Origin of the sequence: Haloglomus salinum (genome assembly GCF_024298825.1) — an archaeon.
Lineage (GTDB): Archaea > Halobacteriota > Halobacteria > Halobacteriales > Haloarculaceae > Haloglomus > Haloglomus salinum.
This window is the reverse complement of sequence record NZ_CP101153.1, coordinates 4,123,655-4,144,944: the sequence shown is the minus strand read 5'-3', so window position 1 is coordinate 4,144,944 and position 21,290 is coordinate 4,123,655. Positions and strand designations below refer to the sequence as shown.

Sequence of the window (21,290 nt, the reverse complement as noted above, 5' to 3'; positions counted from 1 at the left end):
CGGTACGGTTTTGCCTGTTGGGGGATAACACACCGCAATATGGGGGGCTACGGACCCCGGATGGACTCGGTCGCTGCCGGTGGTTCCATCAGTGTCGTCTCGTTCCAGCCCAACGGGGGGGCAGCACTCCCTTCCGCCGGGGCGGGCAGCGACCGGGAGCAGGCAGACAGCGAGAGTGGTGTCGCTGACTCGCCTCCGGGCCTCCCGCCGATCGAGGTGGCGGTGGTCCGGACACCGAGCGAGTTGCGCCGGACCATCGCCACGAGGTCCCCCGACTGCGTCTGTGCGGAGGCGACGGCCCACGACGACCAGGCGCTCGCCGTGCTGGACAGCGTGGCCGAGGAGTACGACGGCGTGGCGACGGTCCTGTGGGGCGAGGCTGCCGATGGCCGCCTCGCGGCCGTAGCCACCCGGTGTGGTGTCACCGAGTACGCACCGCTCGACCTGCTGGCCGAGCACGGGGAGTCATTCCACGACCGCATCCGGGCGGCGGTCGCCCGGGTTGCCGCCGACAGTGACCGGTTCCGCGCGCTGTTCGACGAGGCCCAGGACGCCGTCGTCGAGATCGAGCAGGTCGACGGTGAACCGCGCGTACTGGCGGTCAATCCCGCGTTCCAACAGCTGTTCGGCTGGGACACCGCGACCATCCGTGGCGAGTCGCTCAACGACTTCATCCTCCCGGCGAGCCACACGTCCGAAGGGCGGGACCTGGACCGCCGGACCGGCGATGGGGAGATCGTCCGCGAGGAGGTCAGACGGCTGACGGCCGATGGCCTCCGCCAGTTCCTCTTCTCCGGTGTTCCGTACCACGTTTCACCCGACGTGACCCGTGGCTTCGCCATCTACACGGACATCACCGACCAGCAACTCCGCGAGCGCCAGCTCCAGGTGCTCCACCGCGTCCTCCGGCACAACCTCCGGAACGATATGGGCGTCATCATCGGGAACGCGACCGACCTCGTCGACGACCTCGATGGCGAGGCAGCCCGGATGGCGAGTCGCATCGTCGAGACCGCCCGCTCGGTCGCGGACCTCTCCGAACAGGCGCGTGACCTCCAGCGGCTCATCGACCGCCAGCCTGGAACGGTTCCAGTCGAACTGGCCGCACTCGCCCGACGTATCGTCGAAGGGCACCAGGACGTGGCGTCCGAGACGACCCTCAGTACCGACCTGCCGTCGGAGTGCTGGGTCGTCGGCATCCCGGAACTCGGGCGTGCCATCGACAACGTCGTCGAGAACGCCATCGTCCACGGGGCTGACAACGTCCACGTCTGGCTGACCGAGCAGGACGACCGCATCGTCCTCCACATCAGCGACGATGGCCCCGGCATCCCGGCGCGCGAACGTGAGGTACTGACCGGCTCCCGAGAGATGTCACAGCTCGACCACTCGACCGGCCTCGGGCTCTGGATCGTCCGCTGGGTCGTCGACGCTGCCGGCGGCCGCCTCGACTTCGCCCCCGCGAGCGACGGCGCGGATGTCGCGCTCCGGTTCGACCCGAGTGACCCCCCGGCCCACTGACCTGGGGGTGTCGGACACATCTCGAACCTCTGCTATTGTGCGGTAACAGTACAGTCCGATCAGGAATCGTGTAGATTATTCTACTGTTCCCTTGACGATGTAGAAATGCAGGCGTCTGTCCGCGCCTGGCGAGCGGCCGCGGCGGTCGGCTTCAGGCCGCGCGCCGCTCGGTCGCCTTCGGACGGAGGTTCTTGTAACCGCACTTCCGGCAGCTGTCGGCCCGCTCCGGGTTCCGGGCGTTACAGCGCATACAGATCATCTTCTTCAGCATGCGGTCCTCCGCTTTGTCGAACTGGGCCATACCCTGGCTTCCGTGCGCGGCGGTTAAACGTTTCCGGGTCCGGTCGAGCGCCCAACCGGAATCAGCCGCCGCTGGCTTCGGGCCTGTCGACGGGCCCTCCGGCATCCCCCTCGTCGTCGCTGTCGACGGCCGCCAGCGCTTCCCTGGCATCCACATCGCTCGCCCCGACCGTCCCCGGGTCGACCGGCTCGGCCATCTCGTCGGGGGCGCCCTCGGGGTCCTGACTCGCCATGACGGCGAAGATGCTCTCGAAGAACCGCTCGATGCTCACGCCGTCGCCGGGGCCGAGCCCGGCCATGTGGTCGACGGAGAGCTGTCCACCACCCATCCGGGTGTGGCCGCCCGCGTCCGCCATCGGGATGCCCTCGATGGCCGTCGAGAGCGTCTCGCCGATATCGACGCTCCCCTCGATGGCGCGGCCGGAGAGATGGAGCGTCCCGTCACACGTTCCGCCGACGACAACCGCCCGGACCTCCTTCATCCGGAGCAGGTCGTCGGCGGCCTGGGTCACCGCGTCCGGGCTCGGGACCTCCCCAGCGTGGGTACAGACGAACGCCCCCCGCTGGACGCGGTCCAGCACGGCCCGGGCCCGCACGTCCATCGTCTCCGGTGGCATCGGTGGGTTCGACACGCGCTCGATTGTGTCGGGGTCGGCGCGCGAGGAACAGTACGCTGCCGCGTCGAATTCCGCCGCCGTACAGCCGCGTGTGAAGCCAGCTGTGTCGGTTCGGATACCGTACACCAGTGCCGTCGCCAGCGATTCCGGCATCGACGGCCGCGATTCGTCCGCGCCGTCGTCGGTGGTCCGCCAGCCCAGTCTCTGCAGGTACTCGGCCATCAGGCTCGCGCAGGCGCCGTACTCCGACCGAACGTCGGTGAACGCCGCCCCCTCGCCGTCGCCGGGATGGTGGTCGATGACCGCGTATGCCTCGACCCCGCCGGCGCCCGCGAACCCGCGGGGCTGGTTGTGGTCGACCAGCACCACGTCCCGCTCGGCGAGGTCGCTGGCGTCCCGGAGCCGGGTCGCCTGGATACCCAGCTCGCTGACGAGTGCGAGGTTCTCCTCGTGGCGTATCTCGCCGGGGTAGTAGATGGTGGTTTCCGTCTCGACCGTCTCGGCCAGCTCCCGAACCGCCAGCGCACAGGCGAGGGCGTCCGGGTCCGGGTTCGGGTGTGTCAGCACCGCGATCTCGTCGCTGGCCGCCAGCGTGGCGCGGAGCCGACGCCCCGGCGTCCGGGCCCCGCGAACCTTCACGAAGAGGACGACGCCGACTGCTGCGAGGACGGCCACGGCGACGCCACCGAGCAGAACGGGCTCGGCTACGAGTGGTGGACCGATTGCGTCCGCAGCCGCTGGTACGGTCCTCCCACTCACGAGACCCATCTCCCGTGCGGCTTGTCGTCGAGGGGAAATGAAGCTTCCCCTCCACCTGAAACGCACCCCTGACTTCGGCGGAAACGGCCCGGAAAAAGCCTGGAGGCCGACGAATCGCTCTCAGTCGCGATACGCCTCGATGGCCGCCCGGTACCCCTCACGGAACGTCGGGAACCGGAACTCGTAGCCGAGCTCACGGAGGCGGTCGTTCGAACAGCGCTTGCTCGTCAGGATGCGCCGCCGTGCCGCCGCCGAGAGGCCGGAGTCGTCGAGCCGTTCGTCCTTGCTCCGCTTCGGCGGGTGGTCGACACCGCACTCGTCGGCCAGCCAGTCCGCGAACGCGTGCTTGTCGACCGGTTCGTCGTCGACGGCGAGCAGGATGTCCTCGTCGACGGCTTCCAGCATGAACCGGACGATGCCGGCGGCATCGTCACGGTGAAGCATGTTCAGATACCCCGCCGTCACCGGTCCCTCGATGTAGCGCTCCAGCCGGTAGCGGTCCGGCCCGTAGAGGCCGGCGAACCGTGCGACCCGACCGTCGATGCCGTAGTCGGCAGCGACCTCCTGGGCGACCCGTTCGGCCTCGGCGAGCACGCGCGTCTTCTCCGTCGTCGGGTCGAGCGGTGTCGTCTCGTCGACCCAGCCGCCGTCGTGGTCACCGTAGACGCCCGTGCTGGAGGTGTACACCAGCTGGTCCGGCGCGCCGTCACGCGTGCCGAACGCCTCGATGGCCGTCCGGAGGCCGTCGACGTAGACCTCGCGGGCGGCCGCGGCACCGCGCCCGCCCGAGCTGGCGGCGAAGACGAGTGCGTCGGCGTCCGGCACGGCCGCCAGGTCGTCCGCGTCGGTCACGTCCGCCCGGGCTGCGGTCGCCCCGGTCGCCTCGACGGCCTCCACGCCGGACGGGGACCGCCTGACGCCGACGACCTCGTGGTCCGGCTGGAGCTGTCGGGCGAGCTCCAGCCCGACGTAGCCACAGCCGAGGATGCAGACGCGCACGTCAGGGGCCCCGCGCCTGGATGGTTGCGTGGAGCAGCGCGAACTCCCGGAGCGTCATCGGGAAGCGCCCCTCGACCTTCGACTGGATTTCGCGCCCCTCTAGGGCCCCGTCGGTCTCCGCGGCGAGTGCCTCCACGTCGAGGACGGCGTTGGTCATCCCCATCAACAGGGCGTCGCGGTCGAGCTGGACGGCCGTGTCCGGGTCGATGTCGGCGTCCACTGCGAGTATCGCCACGGCGTCTTCGTGGTCGAGTTCGGGGGACTCTCCATCGCGCAGCGCGCGCAGGGTCGCCGTGCCGACGCCGCTTCGGGCGGCCACCGTCTCGACCCCGTGGCCCTCGATGACCGCCACCAGTTCGGCCACGTACCGTTCGTACAGTTCGTCTGGCCCCAGTTCGCCGGGGTTCGGCACAACGTCGTGGAACACGGGAGGGCGTACGCGGTGAACGTATAAGGTCGCTGGGTCACGGGTCGCCGGGTCACGAGTCACGTCACGTCCCGGACGGGCGCGCCACCCGCCGCTCGAGCACTCACGGGCGAGGGGTCGGCCAGCCGGTCCGTTCGTCGGCCTTCCCGTTCGTGTCGCCGACGCCGCGGCCGCCCGGCGGAACCACGACGAGCACCGTCGTCTCGATGTCGAACGACACACGGGCCGCTCGGCCGAGCCGCTCGCTCGTTCCGTCGTCGTCCACATCGAGCCGGACCGGCCGGCCGTCGCGCTCGTACGCCAGCGGTGGCCCCGGTCGACCTCGGCCGCGCGCTCTGACCACCAGCGACGGATGGACACCGCGTACGCGGACGTACCAGATGTTGGCCGTCGCGTACCACGGCTGCACCGGCGGCAGGACCGGGAGCCCGGCAGGCACCGTCCGCGCTGGGCCCTCGTAGAGCCGCTCCCGGGCGACCGTCGCACCGCGCTCGGCGGTCGTCTTCACGGCCTCGGTGGCCGCCACGTCGACCAGGTCGCGTGCGAGACGACCCGTCCGCTCGGTCGGCCGTCGGGGAACACGGCCTGCCGCCCCCTCGCTGGCCCGCCGGAGTTCGTCCCGGAGCAGGAGGCCGAGCCGGCCGGCACTCGTGCGGCCGAGCGTCGGGTCCCGGTCGACCGCCGTCTCCGCGATGGCGCTCGCTGCCGACCCGTTCACCAGCGCTAGCGCACGGGCTGCCGGCGTGTCCCACCGGGCGAGCGCGGACGTGACCACGGCCTGCCGTCGCGTGGCTCCCTCTACCCCCTCCCGACGAAGGAGCGCCCTGGCCCGGTCGCCGAGCGCCTCGTTCGCGTCGCGTACGGCACCCCGAAGGTGGTCGCGTGCGGCCGGGAGCGACGCATTCACTGATGTCGTTCCGTTCGCCGGATGCGTACCGTTCACTGCCGTCGCGGCCTGCAGGGTCCGTGCGGCCGTTCGAAGCGACACCGTCTCTCGCCCCCCACTCCGGACGAACGACGCGATGTCGACGTACGGCAGCGTGAACACGTTCAGATTCCGGGCAGCGAGTGGTCGGACCGTCCCGCCACCCCGAAGACCGACTGCCGACCGTGAAACCGCCGTGAGCGTGAGCCGATTCGGCGTCACGTCCGGGACGAACCGGGACGAAGCCACGGCGGATGACGGCCGCTTCCCGTCTGCCGTCGCGTTCGCGGCGACCGCTCGCTGGCGCTCGATACGTGCCAGCGAGGGGAGCCCCCGGGAGACGAGCGAGTCGTTCAGTTGCCGCCGGGCACGCTTCCGGCGGTCGGCCTGGTCCTCGAGCCGTTCGATGACGCGGTCGAGGTAGGCCGCCCGGACGGCGACGCGAGCCCGCTCGGATACACCGTGGTAGGCCCGTGGGGGGTCGAGCAACGACCGCCGCCGCTGTCGCAGCGTGGCCGCGAGGTCGGCTGCGGGGCTCGCCGCGAGCGTTCCCAGGTCACGGCGCGAGGTCCGGACGGAGACGTTTCGAACACGTCGGTTGAGGGCTGTGAGGTCGCGCACTACCCATCGCTCCAGCCCGGGCGGCCGCCGCCCCACCACCCGCACTGTGGTCGTATTCACCGCATCAGCCGTGGCTCGCGCCGCGAGCCGGTCGTAGCCACCACGGGCCGCCACCAGTTTGGCGGTGGCCTGTTCCGCGACGCCCGCGAGGTTCGGACCGCCGAGGGCGCCACCGCGTTCGTGGACCGGACGCACCGGGCGCCGGGGAATCGAACTGCTCGACGGGGGATGCTGACCCAGCACCGCGACGGCCACCGCGTATCTGGTCGTAGTGTCACGGCTGGTCGTCACCGTGCGGTTCCCGTCGCGCCAGTGACGGGCGACCGTCTCCCGAACGACGACGTGACGGTGGGCCGTGGACAGGCGGTGCCATGGTTCCGGGGGGGCCTGAAGTTCGGCACGCTCGTTGTCGGTCCCCCCACGGCTCCGTCTGTCTACCTGTCGGTCGCGGTCGACGAGGCGCCAGTCGCCGGGGGATACGGGTCGGCGCCGTCCGGACTGGCTCGTGCCGACCCGCCGGGTCGTCGTCGTGAGCCGGGCCCGAACCGTGTAGGACGCCCGGAGTACGTCGGTGAGGTTTCGCGTTCCGCTGGTCGGTCGCCGAAGCATCGCGGCCAGCGCACCGTCGGCACTCTCGCCGACATCGACGGTGACGGGTTCGTCCTCGAACGGCCCCGCGCTCCGACTTCCCTTCCGACTCTGCCTCACCAGGAACGTCCGTAGCATGTCCATCGCGCGGGCGGTGCCGCGGGAGCGATTCTGCTTGACCTGCCCGAAGCCGAAGGCGACGGCGTCCTTGCCGAGCGTCCGTGCGGCGGTCGTGGCGAACGCCTCTTTCCACGCCGGGTCCCTCGCGCCGAACGCCCGGGCCTGCGCGTCGTACACCGCGGCGTCGGTGGCGAGGGCGAGATGCCTGTTGGCGAGCACGTTGCTGATCGGGGCGCCGGCCCACTGCGCCGTGCCGCGGCCATACGCAGTGAGATAGGTCCCGAAGGTGAGACGTGCCCCGGCACTCTCGGGGGACAGCGTTCGGGCGTCCAGGCGGCGCTGGTACCGCGTCGTGCGGTCATGGACGGCGAGGACCGGGGTCGAGACGGTCACGTTCGGTGTGAGCGACTCGCGGGCAACTACCTGGCCGTCGCGGGTCGCGCGGAGCTGCACGTTCTGCACCCGGACACGGAGCCGGGTCCCGTTCGCCCCGGCTCGGCGGAGTTCGACCCGCTCGATGGCCCGGCGAAGGGCACTCGTTCCGTCGTCCTCGACCGCCGGTAGCGTGGTGCTGGCACGGACGGACGCCTCCCGGATATGAACGGTGTCGAGCCTCCTGGCGGCTGACAGATATATCCGGAGCCGGAGGGCGTCTCGGAAGGCATGCGAGTCGTTCAGCGCTCGCCCGGCCGTGGTGTTCGCCGTCGTCAGAACCGGGTCCGCCGCGGTCGCGCGGGCGGCCCGCCGGACGGCGACACGGAGCGCTGGTACGGTAGCCGCGCCGGCCCGCTCCAGTGCGGCCTCCGTCGCTGGTTCCCGAACCGCCGGAGCTGCCCCCAGGGAGGCGTGGAACGCGGTACTCGTCACGAGCAGGACGACGCCGACGAGGGCGAACGGAACCCGGGCACGGTCGTCGGTCCCCAGGGTGGTCACCACGTGGCGACCACCACCCGGACCTCGCCGATACGGACCGCGCGGGCGGCCGCGGCGGGGGAGTCGAACCGCTTCCGCAGGTCCGTCTCGTACCGTCGGGCGAGCGCGGTCGTGAGCCGTGCGTTCGCCCGCCGTGGCTCGACCGCCCGGACGGGGTCGGCCACGCTGGTCCCGAGTCCTGTGGCTGTCCGCCGGTAGCGGCGCGTCAGCAGCGCGTCGACGGGGTGGTCACCCCGGAGCGCGAGCCGGGCGTCCTGTGGCGGGAACCAGCCGGCGATCGTGGCTCGCGCGAGCGCCCGGGCGACGCCGGGGTAGCCGTCGCGTCGTGCCAGCCGGCGGGCACGCTCGCGCGTGGCCCGGAACCGGCTCGGAACGGTGAGTGTCGCGGCTGCCACGCTCGCCTCCGGTGGCGGCCGGGGGCCCGCGCTCGCGACACCTCGTGTCGGCGCTCCCGGGTAGGGGGCCCAGGTCGCGGTGACGCGTGTTCGACCGCCGGTCGCGCGGGTCGCGTTCCGGATGGCGGTGGCGACCCGTCGCTCGAACCCGTCACTGGCGCCGGAGAGTGCGCGCCCGTGGAGGGTCGCGTTCTCGACCGCCGCCTCGGCGAGCAACTCCGCGTAGCTCCCGTGAGCGACCCGCTCCGCCTCGCCGGCCCCGCTCGCGTGGTCGACGGGGGCTTCCAGATGGCCGGTCTCGAGCTCGTAGGCAACCGAGACGGTCCCCGTCGCGAGCGCCTCGACGGTGGCCGACGGGTCGGGGCCGTCGTGGGGTGTACCCGGAACCGCTTGCGGTAGGACGAGCGTCCCGATGGCCGCCGACACCAGCAGCAGACAGAGGCTCACGTCGACGACGGTGCTGATGGCACGGTCGGTCCCGGCGCGGGCGCTACGGATCACCAGACGACCACCCGGAGTCGGCCCACGGTAGTCCGGCTCACGGCGGTGTCGACGGCGATGCGACGAGCAGCCCGGTCGGATGCAGCGGCTGGTATCGGCGGACCGGCGCACCACCGCCGGTCGGCGGCGGTGAGCGTCGCGTTCAGTCGGCGTCCCTCGGGTCCGGCGCCCGGCGCGGCGGACAGGCGCGTCGGGTCGACGACGCCGGTCCGGTCGCTCACCGCCTCGGCGACCGCATCGAGCGCGGTCGGCGCGAGGTCGGCACCGGTCGGTTCTGGAATCGCGGCCTGGAGTGCCCCCGTGTAGAGACCGAGCGCGGCCGTCACCGCGAAGACGGCCGCCAGGGCCGCGAGCGGTTCCACCTGCCCGCGGCTGACGGGTGCCCAGCCGTACGGACCACTGCATTCAGCCGACGAGCGTGACATCGACCCCCCTCCAGATGACACGTCGGACGAGTAGCTTGTCGGGTGCTGGTCGCCAGTCCGGGTCGGTTCGTCGGGCGGCGGCAGCACGCCCCGCGAGTGCCGTCGGCGAGCCGAGAACCCGACCCGGTCGGTCGCCGGTCAGGATGGCACGCAAGGGCGACGCGTCCGGCGGGACCGGCGTCACCGGACCGTAGGCCAGCGACTCACGGGCCGACCCACCGTCCGTCCGGAGCGAGATGCCGTCCGGGTCGACCCGCACGGCGGTCGCTTCGAGCGGGTGTTCGGCGGTCGCCGGCCGCGGGCTCGATGCCACCGCGTCGACCGTCCGGGCGACGGGCGTGGGGTCGGGCGGGGCTGCCGTAGGGAGTCCCGTCGCCGTTCCGAGGACTGCCACGCTCACGGTCGCGAGACCGAGCCATACGTACCACGAATCGGCAGGGGTTCCGAGCATGGGGGTGCTGGTCCCGTTCCGGTACTTGAACCTTCGCCGGCGCTCCCGGAGACTCCAGCGAACGGTTCGGGGGTCGTGCGACCGAACGCCAGCAGGCACCCGACATGTCGCCAAGTTTTTGCGACGCTACCGACAATCCGGCCTCATGCTGACCGTCCGGGCGCCGGCCACGAGTGCGAACCTCGGGAGCGGGTTCGACGTGTTCGGGGTCGCCCTCGAGCGCCCGGCAGACGTCATCCGCGTGGAGCGGGCCGACCGGACCACCATCGACGTGTCCGGCGTCGGCTCGCAGTACATCCCCGAAGACCCGGAGAAGAACACCGTCGGGGCCGTCGCGGAGGCGCTCGATGCCCCCGCGCACATCCAGATCGACAAGGGCGTCCGCCCGGCGTCGGGGCTGGGCTCCTCCGCGGCGAGCGCTGCGGCCGCGGCCGTCGCGCTCAACGAACTGTACGACCGCGGCCTCACCCGCGAGGAACTGGTCCCCATCGCCGCGGAGGGCGAGGCGGTCGTCTCAGGCACTGCCCACGCCGACAACGTTGCGCCCTCCATCATCGGCGGCTTCACCATCGCCCGCGAGGACGGCGTCACCGGTATCGACGCCGACATCCCGCTCGTCGCGGTCCTCCCCGAGATCGTCGTCTCCACACGCGACGCCCGCCGGGTCGTTCCGGAGACGGCGACCGTCGACCAGCTGGTCGAGACGGTCGCGAACGCCGCCACCCTCACCGCCGGGATGGCACGCGACGACCCGAAACTCGTCGGCCGTGGGATGAGCGACTCGGTCGTCACGCCGGCTCGCGCGGAACTCATCGACGGCTACAACGAGGTCTGCACCGCCGCGATGGCCGCCGGCGCCTGCGGGGTCACCATCTCCGGTGCCGGTCCGACCGTCATCGCCGCCTGCGACGCGGGCGACCGCCGCGACATCGCCAACGCGATGCTCGACGCGTTCGACGACCGCGGCACCGAAGCCCGCGCCTACCAGACGCGAGTCGGCCGTGGTGCTGAGATGTTCGACGAGTAATACTCCAATATATGCCATTTGTGGTTCGTTCTGTATGTTCCGCAGATATAGGTTTGACAGGAATAGCGAATCTTGCTGAGTGGTTTTGAGGATGAGATTCGCTCGGTGATGCAGACAACAGGCTTGGCTCGGTGACGCAGAAACCGTATGTAGCATCGGCGCGCCTGCGGCGCGCCGAGCGTCGCGAGGCGCGGCCTTTTTGTGAACGTTTCTTGTGACGAGTGGTGGCCGAAGGCCACCCGAGTCGGAAAAAAGCTCTATTCGATCTCTTCGGCGATCTCGTCGGCGTCGATGTCCGCTTCCTCCAGCGCGGCCTCGATGTCGGCCTCGTCGACGTCCTCGCCGCCGGGGGCGCCGCCGCCCATGCCGCCCATCATGCCGCCCATGCCGCCCATCATGCCGCCGGAACCGTCGAGGATGTCCTGGACGATGATGCGGTCGATGCCCGTCTTCTCGATGATCTCCTGGGCGATCTGGGTCTTCTGCATCATCCACTGCTGGTTCATCGAGAGCTGCGGGTTGGACTCGACGTAGAGGGTGAGCTTCTCGACGGTCTCCGTGACCGTCTCGGGCTCTGCGTCCTCGTCGTCCTCGTCGGGCTCCTCGACGTGGGTCTCCTCGACCTCGTCGGTCTCGAGGTGCATCTCCAGCTCCATATCGAGGAACATGCCGAACAGGCCCTGTGCCCGCTCGAGCTGGTCGGTGACCTCCTCGAGAATCTCGTAGTCGTACTCGATCTCCTCGCCCGCGAGCGGGTGGTTGAAGTCGACCCGGGCCCGGCCGCCGACGATGGTCTCGAGGACGCCCTGTTCGCCGTCGATCTGGACGCGGGCGCCGGGGTAGCGGTCGTCCTCGTCGATCTTGTCGGCCGAGACGGTGCGGACGCGCTCCTCGTCGTACTCGCCGAAAGCTTCCTCGGCGGGGATGGTCACGGTCCCGGAGTCACCGGCCTCACCGCCGATGATGTCGTCCTCGACCGACTCGAACAGGTGGCCGGCGCCGAGCACGATGACGCGGGGCTCGAAGGTGCCCTGGTCGGCGACGCCCTCCTCCTCGGCGACCTCGGGGTCGGTGGTGTCGACCAGCTGGTCGCCCTCGACCGTGCGCGCGGTGTAGTCGATGCGGACGAAGTCCCCGTCCTGGAGTCCCTCGGGCTCCTCCTCGTCGGCCTCCGACTCGGCTTCCGGCTCGGCTACTTCCTCTTCGGTCTCCGCTTCTGTCTCTTCGACGTCCTCGTCGGATTCCTCGCTCATAGCACGACCGACTCCCGACGCATCCTTAACGGTCACGTTTCGGGCCTACAAACCGCATTTCCGCGACCGGGGCGGTCGCATCCGGGTGTTTTTGCCACCGCGCCGCCTCCCAGCGCCCATGTACGAGGTCGAACTCAAGGTCCGGGCCGACCACGACCGAGTCCGGGAGCGACTGGCCGAGGTGGAGGCGACGGACGCCGGTGGCGTCACGCAGGTCGATACCTACTACGACGCCCCCCACCGCGACTTCGCCAGCACCGACGAAGCCCTGCGGCTCCGGCGGGAGCGGCCGGCCGAGGGCGGAGCGGGCGGTGAGCGCGACGAGGGCGGCGGGGGCGCCGTGCCCGACGTGGACGGGGAGACGGTGACGAAGCTCACCTACAAGGGCCCGCTCGTCGAGGCCGAGTCGAAGACCCGCCGGGAACACGAGACCGAGGTGCTGGACGACGACGAGGCGATGGCTATCCTCTCGGGGCTGGGCTTCGAGCCGGCGGCCACCGTCGAGAAGCACCGCCGATTCTTCCGGTACGAGGGGTACACGGTGACGCTGGACCGGGTCGACGGACTGGGCGAGTTCGTCGAGGTCGAGGCCGAGGCCGAGGCCGAGGCCGTCGAAGCGGCCCGTGAGGGGGCCATCGCCGTGATGGCTGACCTCGGGCTCGACCCGGGCGAGCAGATACGCACGTCGTATCTCGGCCTGCTGCTCGCCGACGGATAGCGGTCGCGGCTCGGTTTATGCACCCCAGTTATTAATTCTGATGCTGGTGTTTCCGTAGGTTATATGTCCGCGCCAGCGAAACTGCTGGTAATGACCGACCGGAACATCCGCGTAGAGCCCGTCGTGGGCCGTGCAGTCGAGGACCAGGAGGTGGAGATCGTCGAACGGAAGGGGCTCGGCCATCCCGACTCCATCTGTGACGGGATCGCCGAGGCCGTCTCGAAAGCGCTGGCACGGACCTATCTCGAGCGGTTCGGTGAGGTTCTCCACTACAACACCGACGAGACGCAGCTCGTGGCCGGAAGCGCGGCGCCGACCTTCGGTGGTGGCGAGGTGCTGGAACCGATCTATCTCCTCATCACCGGCCGCGCCACGAAGAAGTACGACGGCCAGCGGATCCCCGCCGAGACCATCGCGCTCCGGGCTGCCCGCGAGTACCTCGCCGAGAACTTCCCCGAACTGGACTTCGGGACGGACGTCGTCGTCGACATCAAGCTGGGCGAAGGGAGCGGCGACCTGCAGGACGTCTTCGACGACGAAGGGCGACGGATTCCGATGGCCAACGACACCTCGTTCGGCGTGGGCCACGCGCCGCTCACCGAGACCGAGCAGGTCGTGCTGGAGACCGAGCGCCAGCTCAACGGCCACTACGCCGACGAGCACCCCGTCGTCGGCCCCGACATCAAGGTGATGGGCAAGCGTGAGGGCGACCACATCGACGTGACGGTCGCGGTCGCCATCATCGACAGCTACGTCGAGGGCTACGACGACTACGACGACGCCGTCGCCGGCATCCGCGAGTTCGTCAGCGACCTCGCCGCCGACATCACCGACCGCGAGGTCCGCGTCCACGTCAACACCGCCGACGACTACGACGAGGGCTCCATCTACCTCACCACGACCGGTACCTCGGCCGAGCAGGGCGACGACGGTTCCGTCGGCCGTGGCAACCGCGCCAACGGTCTCATCACCCCGAACCGCTCGATGAGCATGGAGGCCACCTCCGGGAAGAACCCCGTCAACCACATCGGCAAGATCTACAACCTCCTCTCGACCCAGATCGCCGAGAGCGTCGTCGCCGAGGTGGACGGCATCCGGGAGATCCGCATCCGCCTGCTCAGCCAGATCGGCGAGCCCATCGACGACCCCCACGTGGCCGACGCATCGCTCGTCACCGAGGACGGCGTCTCCGTCGGTGATATCGAGGACGAGGTGAGCCGCATCATCGACCGCGAACTCGCCGACGTGACGAGCATCACCGAGCGCGTCATCGCGGGCGAGCTGACGACGTTCTAGGGTCGTCGCTCTTGCAGGAAAGGGGACGATTCAGTCGTCCAGACTCCCGTTCAGCTCGTCCTTCAGCTGCCCGAACTCGGCGACGCGTTCTGCGTGGGCGTTGTGCTGGTGGATGGACTCGTCGTTGGACTGCTTCATCGTCACGATGGCGTCGTCGGGGAGATCGAAGCGCTCGACGGTTCCCTCGGCGAGCGAGCGCACGCAGTCCTCGACGAACTTCGCGTTCGCGTGCGAGTGGTACGTCATGTGGTCCTCGTCCGGGCGCTTGGCCATGTTGTAGATGCGTGCGGACATCGAGTCACGGGCCACGTCGATGAGGTCCTCGAGGTCGACGTCCGGCGAGCCCTTGCTCCGGACCTTCAGCGTGGCGTGCCCGCGCTGGGAGTGGCCCGGCTGGGGCACCTCGTCGAGGAACGACTCGACGACCTCGTCCTCGACGCCGAGGTCCGCGAGCGTCTCGCGGGCGCGGGCCTCGCTCATCCCCTGTGAGCAGGGACAGACCGTCATCCCCGTCACCGTAGTGCCGACCTCCTCGTGGGTGCCGCCGCCGTTGGCGGTGGCGGAGGCGTGGATGTCGGCGGTGAACTGCGTCGGGCGGTCGCTCTCGGGGGTCTCCTCGCGCTGGACGTACTCGGCGTCCATGGTCACCTCTGCGCGGGAGGTGTAGTCGTGCTTGTCGAGCAGGCGCTCGGCCACGTCGCCACAGAGGTCCTCGATCCGGACGTGCCGGTCTTCCAGCGCCTCCTCGATGATCTCGTCGACGACCTCCATGTTCCGGCTCATGTCGATGCCCTTGCGCCACTTCGGAAGGTCGACGTACACCTCGAACTCCGCCATCAGGACGATGGGCCGGCGCTCGTCGCGGTCGAGTTTGACGAGCTTCTCGACACCCGTCACACCCACCCGGTTCAGGCCGACGCTCACCTCCGGACGCGAGGCCTGCACGTCCGGGAGTTGCTCACTCATTACGCCGAAGGAGGGCCGCGACGCTGTTAGCACTTACGACACCGGAGACTGGCTATCTCGATACCGTCCGGTGGTTTCCACGGGCTGAACGGCGCGTCAGTCCAGCTTGCCCAGCGCGGCGAAGAAATCCAGCGGCGGCCCCGCGACCCGGAGCGGCTCGTCGGCGCGACGCACGGCGATCTGCGTGGGTGGCGTCACCTCCTCGGAGCGCCGCCCGTCGGCAACGACGATGGCGTGGTCGGCCTCCTCGACCCTGATCGTCACGTCGCTGCCGGGCCCCAGTACCAGCGACGGCATCGGCGAGCGCGCACACATCTCCGTCAGGACGAGCGCGTCGGTCCCCGGATGGACCAGCGGGCCGTCCTCGCTGAGGTTGTACGCCGTACTTCCGGCGGGCGTGGCGACGAGGGCGCCGTCGGCCCGGCTCCCGGCGTACAGTGACCCATCGACCCGGATCTCGAGGCCGATACCGTTCGCCCGGCCTCGCTGGGGACCCATCACCGCGATCTCGTTGAGTGCCGGCGAGAGCGCCCAGTCGTCGTTCTCGGCGACGACGCGGGGGAGTTCGTAGACGGACGGCTCGCCCCGCCCACGAATCTCGGAGACCACACCCCGCACGGCATCGACAGCCTCCTCGGGTGGAACGGCGTTGAGGAAGCCGACCTCGCCGAGATTGACGCCCATCATCGGCGTCGTGTCGGCGCCGCGAGCCGCGAACAGGAAGGTCCCGTCGCCGCCGATACTCACGACGAGGTCGCAGGCCGACATCCGGTCGACCGGCACGCCGATGTCGGGCTCTTCGACGGCCTCGGCAGTCGTCTCGTCGAGCGCGATGCGCGCCTCCGGAACCGCACCCCGGATGCGCTCTGCCAGCTCTACGGCCCGGGGGTTGTCGCGCTGCGCCACGATGCCGAGATGCATCGGCCGGGCGTTCGCCCCCCGCCGTCAAGAACCCCGCGGGAGCGACCCGGCGGCCGGTGGTCGTCGGGACGCGGCTCTCGGTGGCGGTCGAGTCCGAGGCCCGCTGGCCGCTGGGCGGGCAAAGTTAATCAGTTACCACATCCAACCCGACCGCATGAACGATCGCGCTGACGGAGAGGTGGGGCCGTGAGCGACGAGGGGGACGACGACTGGTTCGAGAGCGGACTCGACGAGGACGCCTCCTTCGGCGAGGGCGGTGCCCCGGATGCTGGCGGCGGCGGGATGGGTGGTGGTCCTCCAGGGGGTGAGGGCGACGAACTGTTCGAGGAGGACTTCGCCTCGGCGTTCGAGGGGGGCGGCTCCTCGGGCTTCGACGAGGAGTTCGAGTCCGACATCCCGCGGATCGACCTCGGAATCACCGGCCTCGACGACATGATCCAGGGTGGCGTCCCGGAGCGGTCGCTACTGGTCGTCATCGGCTCGGCCGGGACCGGGAAGACGACGTTCGGCCTCCAGTTCCTCCAGAAGGGCCTCGAGGAGGGCGAGCGCACCGTCTACATCACCCTCGAGGAGTCCCGCGAGGCCATCGTCGAGGCGGCAACCGAGAAGGGCTGGGGGTTCGACGAGTACCTCGAGAACGACCAGCTCGCTATCATCGACCTCGACCCGGTCGAGATGGCCAACTCGCTGGCCTCCATCCGGAGCGACCTGCCCCGGCTCATCGACGAGTTCGAGGCCGAACGGCTGGTGCTGGACTCGGTCTCACTGCTCGAGATGATGTACGACAACCAGCCCGACCGCCGGACGGAGGTGTTCGACTTCACCAAGGCGCTCAAGAGCGCCGGCGTCACGACGATGGTTACCTCCGAGGCCGACCAGAACAACCCCTACGCCTCACGCCACGGCATCATCGAGTACCTCACCGACGGCGTGTTCGTCCTCCAGTACGTCCGCTCGGAGTTCCGAGAGACCCGCCTGGCCGTCGAGATCCAGAAGATCCGGAACGCCAACCACTCCCGCGAGACCAAGCCCTACGAGATCACCAGCGACGGCATCTCGGTGTACCAGCAGGCGAATATCTTCTAGGGAGCTTTTTCCGGTTCGGGTTCTGCGCCGGAGGCGCGGAACCACTCGGCCAAAAAATCTGCACCAAAAAAGCCGCCACTCCGGTCGCCTTCGGCGACCTCCGTGGCGGTGAACCGCGCTCGCTTCGTCGTCGGACTACGTCCGACTGCAAGCGGGACGGAGTCCCGCCCTGCTCGCGCGGATGCGAGAACTGGTATACGTGTCACGGAGCGGCGTCTGTTGTCTGTGTCACGGAGCGGCGCGCCCGTCTCCGTTAACGTCCCATTTCCATCCGAAGGCCTGGTTTTATCGAATATATTCTGAATAGGGGCTGAATGTAGTCAGATGGTTGATTATGACCGTAATACAGTGCTTCTCATCCATGCCTCGGTCACCCTTCTCACAGCCCTGGCGCAATGCGTCGGGCTGTCGCGGGGACTTCGGTCACAGCCGTTCGCGGTGCTCCTCGGCCAGCCGTTCGGCGTGCTCACGGTTCTGACAGGCCTCCCAGCGGACCTTCGGGGCGTCACGGTAGGCGAGAATCTCCTTCAGTTCGTCGCGGAGCGGACCGTAGTCGACGGCGACGACCGTCCCGTCCTCGTCGCCGAGCTCGTACACCCCGTACCGGTCCGGGACCTTGCCGATGGTCCCCCGTTCGAGGGGCTCCCAGCGTTTCTTGAGTGGCATCAGGCGGCCCCGTCGTCCTCATCGCTGGATGACTCGTCGGCACCATCGGCGTCCTCCTCGGGGGCGACGATCTCGTAGGCCTGCTCGGAGAGTTCGTCCTCGACGAAGACGAACACGCGGCCGCGGGCCTGTTCGGGGTCGGCCGCCACCTCGACACGGTAGCCCTTGTTGGTGGCCTCGACGCCCGGGAAGATGGAGTCGGTCTCGCCGCGTTCGAGGATGACCCGCCCCACGCCGGTCGACTCGAGGATCTCGTCGTCGGTCTTCCGGTCGTTGACGTACACGATGACGCCCTCCGTCTCCGTCGGGTCGGTGACGAGGACGTGGACCTCCTTGCCGGGGGCGGAGACGACCCGCTCCTCGGCCCGCTCCGGGACGCCGTGGTAGAACACCGACCGCCCGTCGGTGTAGGTCACCTCGACGCCCTCAGGTTCGAGTGAGACGCCGACCGTCTCCGGTGGCACGTCGCTCCGGTTGGCACTGCTCATGGGCGGCGATACATCGCTCGGCCTGAAAAGGGACGCGGGCGACCGACGAGTTCGGCGTGCCCGGTGAGTGGGTCCTCCACAAGGATTATGTCGCGACCCGACGACCCATCAGGTATGTCCAAAAAGGTACTTGCCGCGGTGGTCCTGCTCGCAGTCGTCGCTATCTACCTCGTGCGCCGGTAGGACCGACGCTCCCGTACTGGTCCCGGCGCCGGGTCCCTGCCCGCGCCGGCGAACGACACTACTTACCGTCCGCCCCCGCCACCGACGGGTATGGAGTACGGGGTCGTCACGCGCAACGCCGAGGAGCTGGAGTGGCCGGAGTTCGATGTCGGGTTCTACGAGGTGAAGTCCGTCGCCGGCAAACCCTCCGAGCCGGAACCCGAGGCGGTCAACATGGTATCCTGCTTCGCCGACAACGCCGCCGCCACCGGGAATCCGGACCTCGTTCCCGAGGACCCCGAGGGGCGCAAGGCCACCCGCGAACGCGACTACTTCGACTGGGACTACATCGACCCCTCCGTCGCGGACTACAAGCGCGGCCTGCTCGACATCATCGAGGACTGTGCGGACGTGAACGGTGATGTCCGCCTCGACGACGTGGGCTGGCCGCGGGGGGAGTTCTGCCACTGTGACCGCTGTGACGAGGCGTTCGCGGACAGCGGCTTCGACGACCGCGAGGCGTGGCGCGCCGAGGTCATCACTGATTTCGTCGCCACGGCGCGTGAGCACGTCCCGGGCGACCTCTACCTCACCGTCTATCCCGACCCCTACCCCGGCCACCTGTACGAGCGGAGCGGGCTCGACCTCGACGCGCTCGCCGAGTACGTCGACGAGTTCGTCGTCCCCATCTACGACATGGCGTACTCGACAACCTACTGGCTGGAGATTCTCGCCTCCGCGTGGGCCGACCGGTGCGAGGAACTCGACACGCCGTTCTCGGTCGAGCTGTACGCCGTCAACGTCGACCTGGACAACCTCACGAAGGCCGTCCGCGTCGCCGGGGAGTACAGCGACCGGGTGCTGTTCGGGTACGATGCGTCCCAGGCGCGGGCGACGCTCCGCCGGATGGACGCCGAGTCGCGGCCGGGCGTCGACCACGGCGGGGGGGCGTGACCGCGGGTCCGCCCCCGGGCTGGACCGCCCCCGTCTGCCACATCCCGGACACCGTCCGCAACGGCGCCCCGGAACGCACTTGTCGATGGCCCACCCCACCCGTCGCGTGGCACCGACCACGCGCCGGGCGTTGCTGGGTGGGCTCGCCGCCGGGACGTTGCTGACAGCCGGCTGTAGCACCGAGGCCGAGGGGCCACCCGACGGAACCGTCCACCTGTTCAACCAGACGAACTTCGAGAAAGCGGTCGATGTGCGGGTCGCCGCGGCGGATGGCGAGTCGTTGCTGGACCGGACGTTCACGGTCCCGTCCGGGTCCCGCGAGACCTCGGCCGTGGTCATGCCGGCGGCCGGCGAGTACCGGGTCCGTACGGCCGTCGACGGCGACAGCTCGGAGCGGACGCTCCGGTTCCCGGCCGCCGAGGACGGGAGCGGCGTCCGTGGCTACATCCGTGTCGCGGTCAGCCGTGACGGGGTGCTGGTCTCACGTGCGGGGCTCCGGTAGCGGGACAGCTACCGCTCCCCGAGCCACGTCCTGCGCCACGCGCGGAGGATGTCGCGGTCACGAGTGTCCTCGGGGAGGGCGTCGAACCAGCGGGCGTCGCTTATCTCGTCGTCGGGGTCGCGGACCCGCGGTTTCGCGCCGCCCTCGGCCGCGCGTGCTGCGTACACCGGGAGGACGCCCCAGGTATCGTAGCTCCCGGCGCTGACCTCCACGCGCCCGAGGACGCCGAGTCCCTCGTACTCGGCCTCGATACCGGCCTCCTCTCCGAGTTCGCGCCGGGCTGTCTCACGGAAGGATTCGCCCGGGTCCACCTCGCCGCCCGGAAGGACCCACATGTCGACCCCGTCGTGTCGGACGAGCAGGAGCTCCCCCGTGGGCCGGTAGACGATGGTGTGTGCGCCGTACGGGGTCCCGGTCTCGCGGATGCGGCGCGCGAGCGTCCGGAAGCGCCCGCGAGAGACGTGTTTCTCTCGGGTCCGCTCGAGGAAGGCGTCGTGGCGCTCCCGGAGTCGGTGGTAGGCCTGCTCTGCGTGCTGGTCGGCCTCGTCAGCAAGGTACCACAGGTCGTCGAGCGCCATCAGGCCACCCCGCTCGGTGCGGGACGGGTCGGCGGCGAGGCTGGCGGGGGCCCCGCGGTCGCGAACCGCGGGAGAGGGCGAGCGAGAGCGTGCATGGCCGCAGGTACGGTATGCCGTCGCAAAAACTGTTCGACAGTCGCCAGGCACTCCGGCTCCCTGGTCGTTCACGCGCCCGCGCTCTCGCTTGCGAACCGCCTACCCACGCGCACCACCACGCACAGGCGGACGCACGGCCGCCGTCGCTCGGCCGCGCGCCACGAACCAACGTGTTTTTGCGCCGCCGTGGAGAACTCGCGGGCATGAGCTTCGAGAAGGGCGACACGGTCGTGCTGCACGACGAACACAGCGAGTACGACGGGCAGGTCGGGGAGGTCTCGCAGGTCTCCGAGACGATGTTCGGCGACGCCACCTACATGATCCAGTTCGAGGACGGCCAGGAGGCCGGCATCTCCGAGGACGCTATCGAGGCCGCCCCCGACGAGGAGCTCGGCGACGAAGACGAGGAGGAGTAGCGCACGCTCGATGGCGTCGGTCCCCTTCCACTACGTCGAACTGCGGACGTTCTGCTACGCGACCGAGGACGAGCACCGCGTGGCGGACGCGCTCGACCACTTCCTCCCCGAGCGGGGCGACGACGACCCGCGGGACCCGCCGGAGCTGGAGCGGACGGAGACGGAGGGGTTCAACGGCGACCGCATCCTCGTGTTCTCGACGCGACTGGAGCGGGCCGACGATGTCCGGGAGGTCCTCTCCGTGCTGGCCGAGGCCGACGCGATGGACCGGGTCCTCGACGAACTCGACGACCGGGTCGACGACAACTGCTCCTTTTTCCTCTCGCTGGACAAGCAGGCCGCGTTCGGCGGCCGCACGGAACTCGGCGAGGGAATCACCCTCCGCGCGAAGGTCGAGGCGTACCCCGCCAAACGCGAGACCGCCATCGAGAACGCCCGGGAGACGTTCGCCGACCTCGCCGACGAGGGCGCCGACTGACGGACCCGTCGGGGCTCCATCCAGGGTATCGGTGGTCGGAGTCCCCGAACGTCCACGGACGACCGGATATCGACGCCCCATATTTAACCACTCTCGATTGC

At 69.8% G+C, this 21,290-nt stretch carries 23 protein-coding genes; 9 read left to right on the top strand and 14 right to left on the bottom strand.

What is annotated here, in order from left to right; genetic code table 11:
• The first annotated feature begins 39 nt into the window (after positions 1-39).
• Entirely contained in the window at positions 40-1,521 is a 1,482-nt protein-coding gene (locus NL115_RS20300; protein WP_254831135.1) for a sensor histidine kinase, read from the top strand.
• Between the two features lie 151 nt (positions 1,522-1,672).
• Here NL115_RS20300 and NL115_RS20295 read toward each other — a convergent pair whose 3' ends face one another.
• The 8 genes from NL115_RS20295 to NL115_RS20260 form a co-directional block, all read right to left on the bottom strand.
• Entirely contained in the window at positions 1,673-1,822 is a 150-nt protein-coding gene (locus NL115_RS20295; RefSeq protein WP_254822701.1) for a 50S ribosomal protein L40e, read from the bottom strand.
• A 61-nt stretch (positions 1,823-1,883) separates the two neighbouring features.
• Entirely contained in the window at positions 1,884-3,197 is a 1,314-nt protein-coding gene (locus NL115_RS20290; protein WP_254831134.1) for a DHH family phosphoesterase, read from the bottom strand.
• A 120-nt stretch (positions 3,198-3,317) separates the two neighbouring features.
• Positions 3,318-4,196 (bottom strand): SDR family oxidoreductase, encoded by an 879-nt coding sequence (locus NL115_RS20285; protein WP_254831133.1) that lies wholly within the window; start codon positions 4,194-4,196, stop codon positions 3,318-3,320.
• 1 nt (position 4,197) lies between these two features.
• Complete coding sequence (locus NL115_RS20280) at positions 4,198-4,623, bottom strand: DUF5791 family protein (protein ID WP_254831132.1); 426 nt, start codon at positions 4,621-4,623, stop codon at positions 4,198-4,200.
• 103 nt (positions 4,624-4,726) lie between these two features.
• Positions 4,727-7,813, bottom strand: a complete 3,087-nt coding sequence (locus tag NL115_RS20275) for a DUF7286 family protein (RefSeq protein WP_254831131.1) — start codon at positions 7,811-7,813, stop codon at positions 4,727-4,729.
• Positions 7,807-8,706 carry a DUF7284 family protein gene (locus tag NL115_RS20270; RefSeq protein ID WP_254831130.1) on the bottom strand — a complete coding sequence of 300 codons (900 nt, stop codon included), beginning with the start codon at positions 8,704-8,706 and terminating at the stop codon, positions 7,807-7,809. The genes NL115_RS20275 and NL115_RS20270 overlap by 7 nt, the downstream gene beginning before the upstream one ends.
• The gene (locus tag NL115_RS20265; RefSeq protein ID WP_254831129.1) at positions 8,703-9,131 is read right to left on the bottom strand and encodes a DUF7285 family protein; all 429 of its coding nucleotides are present in this window, start codon (positions 9,129-9,131) and stop codon (positions 8,703-8,705) included. Before NL115_RS20265 ends, NL115_RS20270 begins: the two co-directional genes overlap by 4 nt.
• Positions 9,112-9,582: a DUF7283 family protein gene (locus NL115_RS20260; protein ID WP_254831128.1), complete on the bottom strand. Its 471-nt coding sequence runs from the start codon at positions 9,580-9,582 to the stop codon at positions 9,112-9,114. Before NL115_RS20260 ends, NL115_RS20265 begins: the two co-directional genes overlap by 20 nt.
• Before the next feature lie 145 nt (positions 9,583-9,727).
• Here NL115_RS20260 and NL115_RS20255 point away from each other — a divergent pair, with 145 nt between their 5' ends.
• Positions 9,728-10,609 (top strand): homoserine kinase, encoded by an 882-nt coding sequence (locus NL115_RS20255; RefSeq protein WP_254831127.1) that lies wholly within the window; start codon positions 9,728-9,730, stop codon positions 10,607-10,609.
• A 257-nt stretch (positions 10,610-10,866) separates the two neighbouring features.
• Here the strand turns inward: NL115_RS20255 and NL115_RS20250 are convergent, their stop codons facing one another.
• A complete protein-coding gene (locus NL115_RS20250; RefSeq protein WP_254831126.1) occupies positions 10,867-11,862 on the bottom strand; it encodes an FKBP-type peptidyl-prolyl cis-trans isomerase in 996 nt (331 codons plus the stop codon).
• A 118-nt stretch (positions 11,863-11,980) separates the two neighbouring features.
• On the opposite strand from NL115_RS20250, the gene cyaB reads away from it, so the two are divergent.
• On the top strand, positions 11,981-12,580 hold the full coding sequence (cyaB, locus tag NL115_RS20245) for a class IV adenylate cyclase (RefSeq protein ID WP_254831125.1): 600 nt from the start codon (positions 11,981-11,983) through the stop codon (positions 12,578-12,580).
• 90 nt (positions 12,581-12,670) lie between these two features.
• Positions 12,671-13,876 carry a methionine adenosyltransferase gene (locus NL115_RS20240; protein ID WP_254831124.1) on the top strand — a complete coding sequence of 402 codons (1,206 nt, stop codon included), beginning with the start codon at positions 12,671-12,673 and terminating at the stop codon, positions 13,874-13,876.
• 30 nt (positions 13,877-13,906) lie between these two features.
• Here the strand turns inward: NL115_RS20240 and mptA are convergent, their stop codons facing one another.
• Both mptA and NL115_RS20230 read right to left on the bottom strand, forming a co-directional pair.
• On the bottom strand, positions 13,907-14,842 hold the full coding sequence (mptA, locus tag NL115_RS20235; RefSeq protein ID WP_254831123.1) for a GTP cyclohydrolase MptA: 936 nt from the start codon (positions 14,840-14,842) through the stop codon (positions 13,907-13,909).
• A 96-nt stretch (positions 14,843-14,938) separates the two neighbouring features.
• A complete protein-coding gene (locus NL115_RS20230; RefSeq protein ID WP_254831122.1) occupies positions 14,939-15,763 on the bottom strand; it encodes an NAD(+)/NADH kinase in 825 nt (274 codons plus the stop codon).
• A 186-nt stretch (positions 15,764-15,949) separates the two neighbouring features.
• Here NL115_RS20230 and NL115_RS20225 point away from each other — a divergent pair, with 186 nt between their 5' ends.
• Entirely contained in the window at positions 15,950-16,849 is a 900-nt protein-coding gene (locus tag NL115_RS20225) for a KaiC domain-containing protein (RefSeq protein ID WP_254831121.1), read from the top strand.
• A gap of 423 nt (positions 16,850-17,272) precedes the next feature.
• Here NL115_RS20225 and NL115_RS20220 read toward each other — a convergent pair whose 3' ends face one another.
• On the bottom strand, positions 17,273-17,515 hold the full coding sequence (locus tag NL115_RS20220) for a DUF7508 domain-containing protein (RefSeq protein WP_254831120.1): 243 nt from the start codon (positions 17,513-17,515) through the stop codon (positions 17,273-17,275).
• On the bottom strand, positions 17,515-18,003 hold the full coding sequence (locus tag NL115_RS20215; RefSeq protein WP_254831119.1) for a DUF5796 family protein: 489 nt from the start codon (positions 18,001-18,003) through the stop codon (positions 17,515-17,517). The genes NL115_RS20220 and NL115_RS20215 overlap by 1 nt, the downstream gene beginning before the upstream one ends.
• 273 nt (positions 18,004-18,276) lie before the next feature.
• Between NL115_RS20215 and NL115_RS20210 the strand changes: the two genes are divergently transcribed.
• Complete coding sequence (locus NL115_RS20210) at positions 18,277-19,119, top strand: hypothetical protein (RefSeq protein WP_254831118.1); 843 nt, start codon at positions 18,277-18,279, stop codon at positions 19,117-19,119.
• A 106-nt stretch (positions 19,120-19,225) separates the two neighbouring features.
• Entirely contained in the window at positions 19,226-19,621 is a 396-nt protein-coding gene (locus NL115_RS20205; RefSeq protein WP_254831117.1) for an Ig-like domain-containing protein, read from the top strand.
• An 8-nt stretch (positions 19,622-19,629) separates the two neighbouring features.
• Here the strand turns inward: NL115_RS20205 and NL115_RS20200 are convergent, their stop codons facing one another.
• On the bottom strand, positions 19,630-20,199 hold the full coding sequence (locus NL115_RS20200) for an NUDIX hydrolase (RefSeq protein ID WP_254831116.1): 570 nt from the start codon (positions 20,197-20,199) through the stop codon (positions 19,630-19,632).
• 299 nt (positions 20,200-20,498) lie between these two features.
• Here NL115_RS20200 and NL115_RS20195 point away from each other — a divergent pair, with 299 nt between their 5' ends.
• Positions 20,499-20,711 (top strand): DUF1918 domain-containing protein, encoded by a 213-nt coding sequence (locus NL115_RS20195; protein WP_254831115.1) that lies wholly within the window; start codon positions 20,499-20,501, stop codon positions 20,709-20,711.
• Positions 20,712-20,721: 10 nt separating this feature from the next.
• Positions 20,722-21,189, top strand: a complete 468-nt coding sequence (locus NL115_RS20190) for an RNA-binding protein (RefSeq protein ID WP_254831114.1) — start codon at positions 20,722-20,724, stop codon at positions 21,187-21,189.
• The last annotated feature ends 101 nt before the right edge of the window (positions 21,190-21,290 follow it).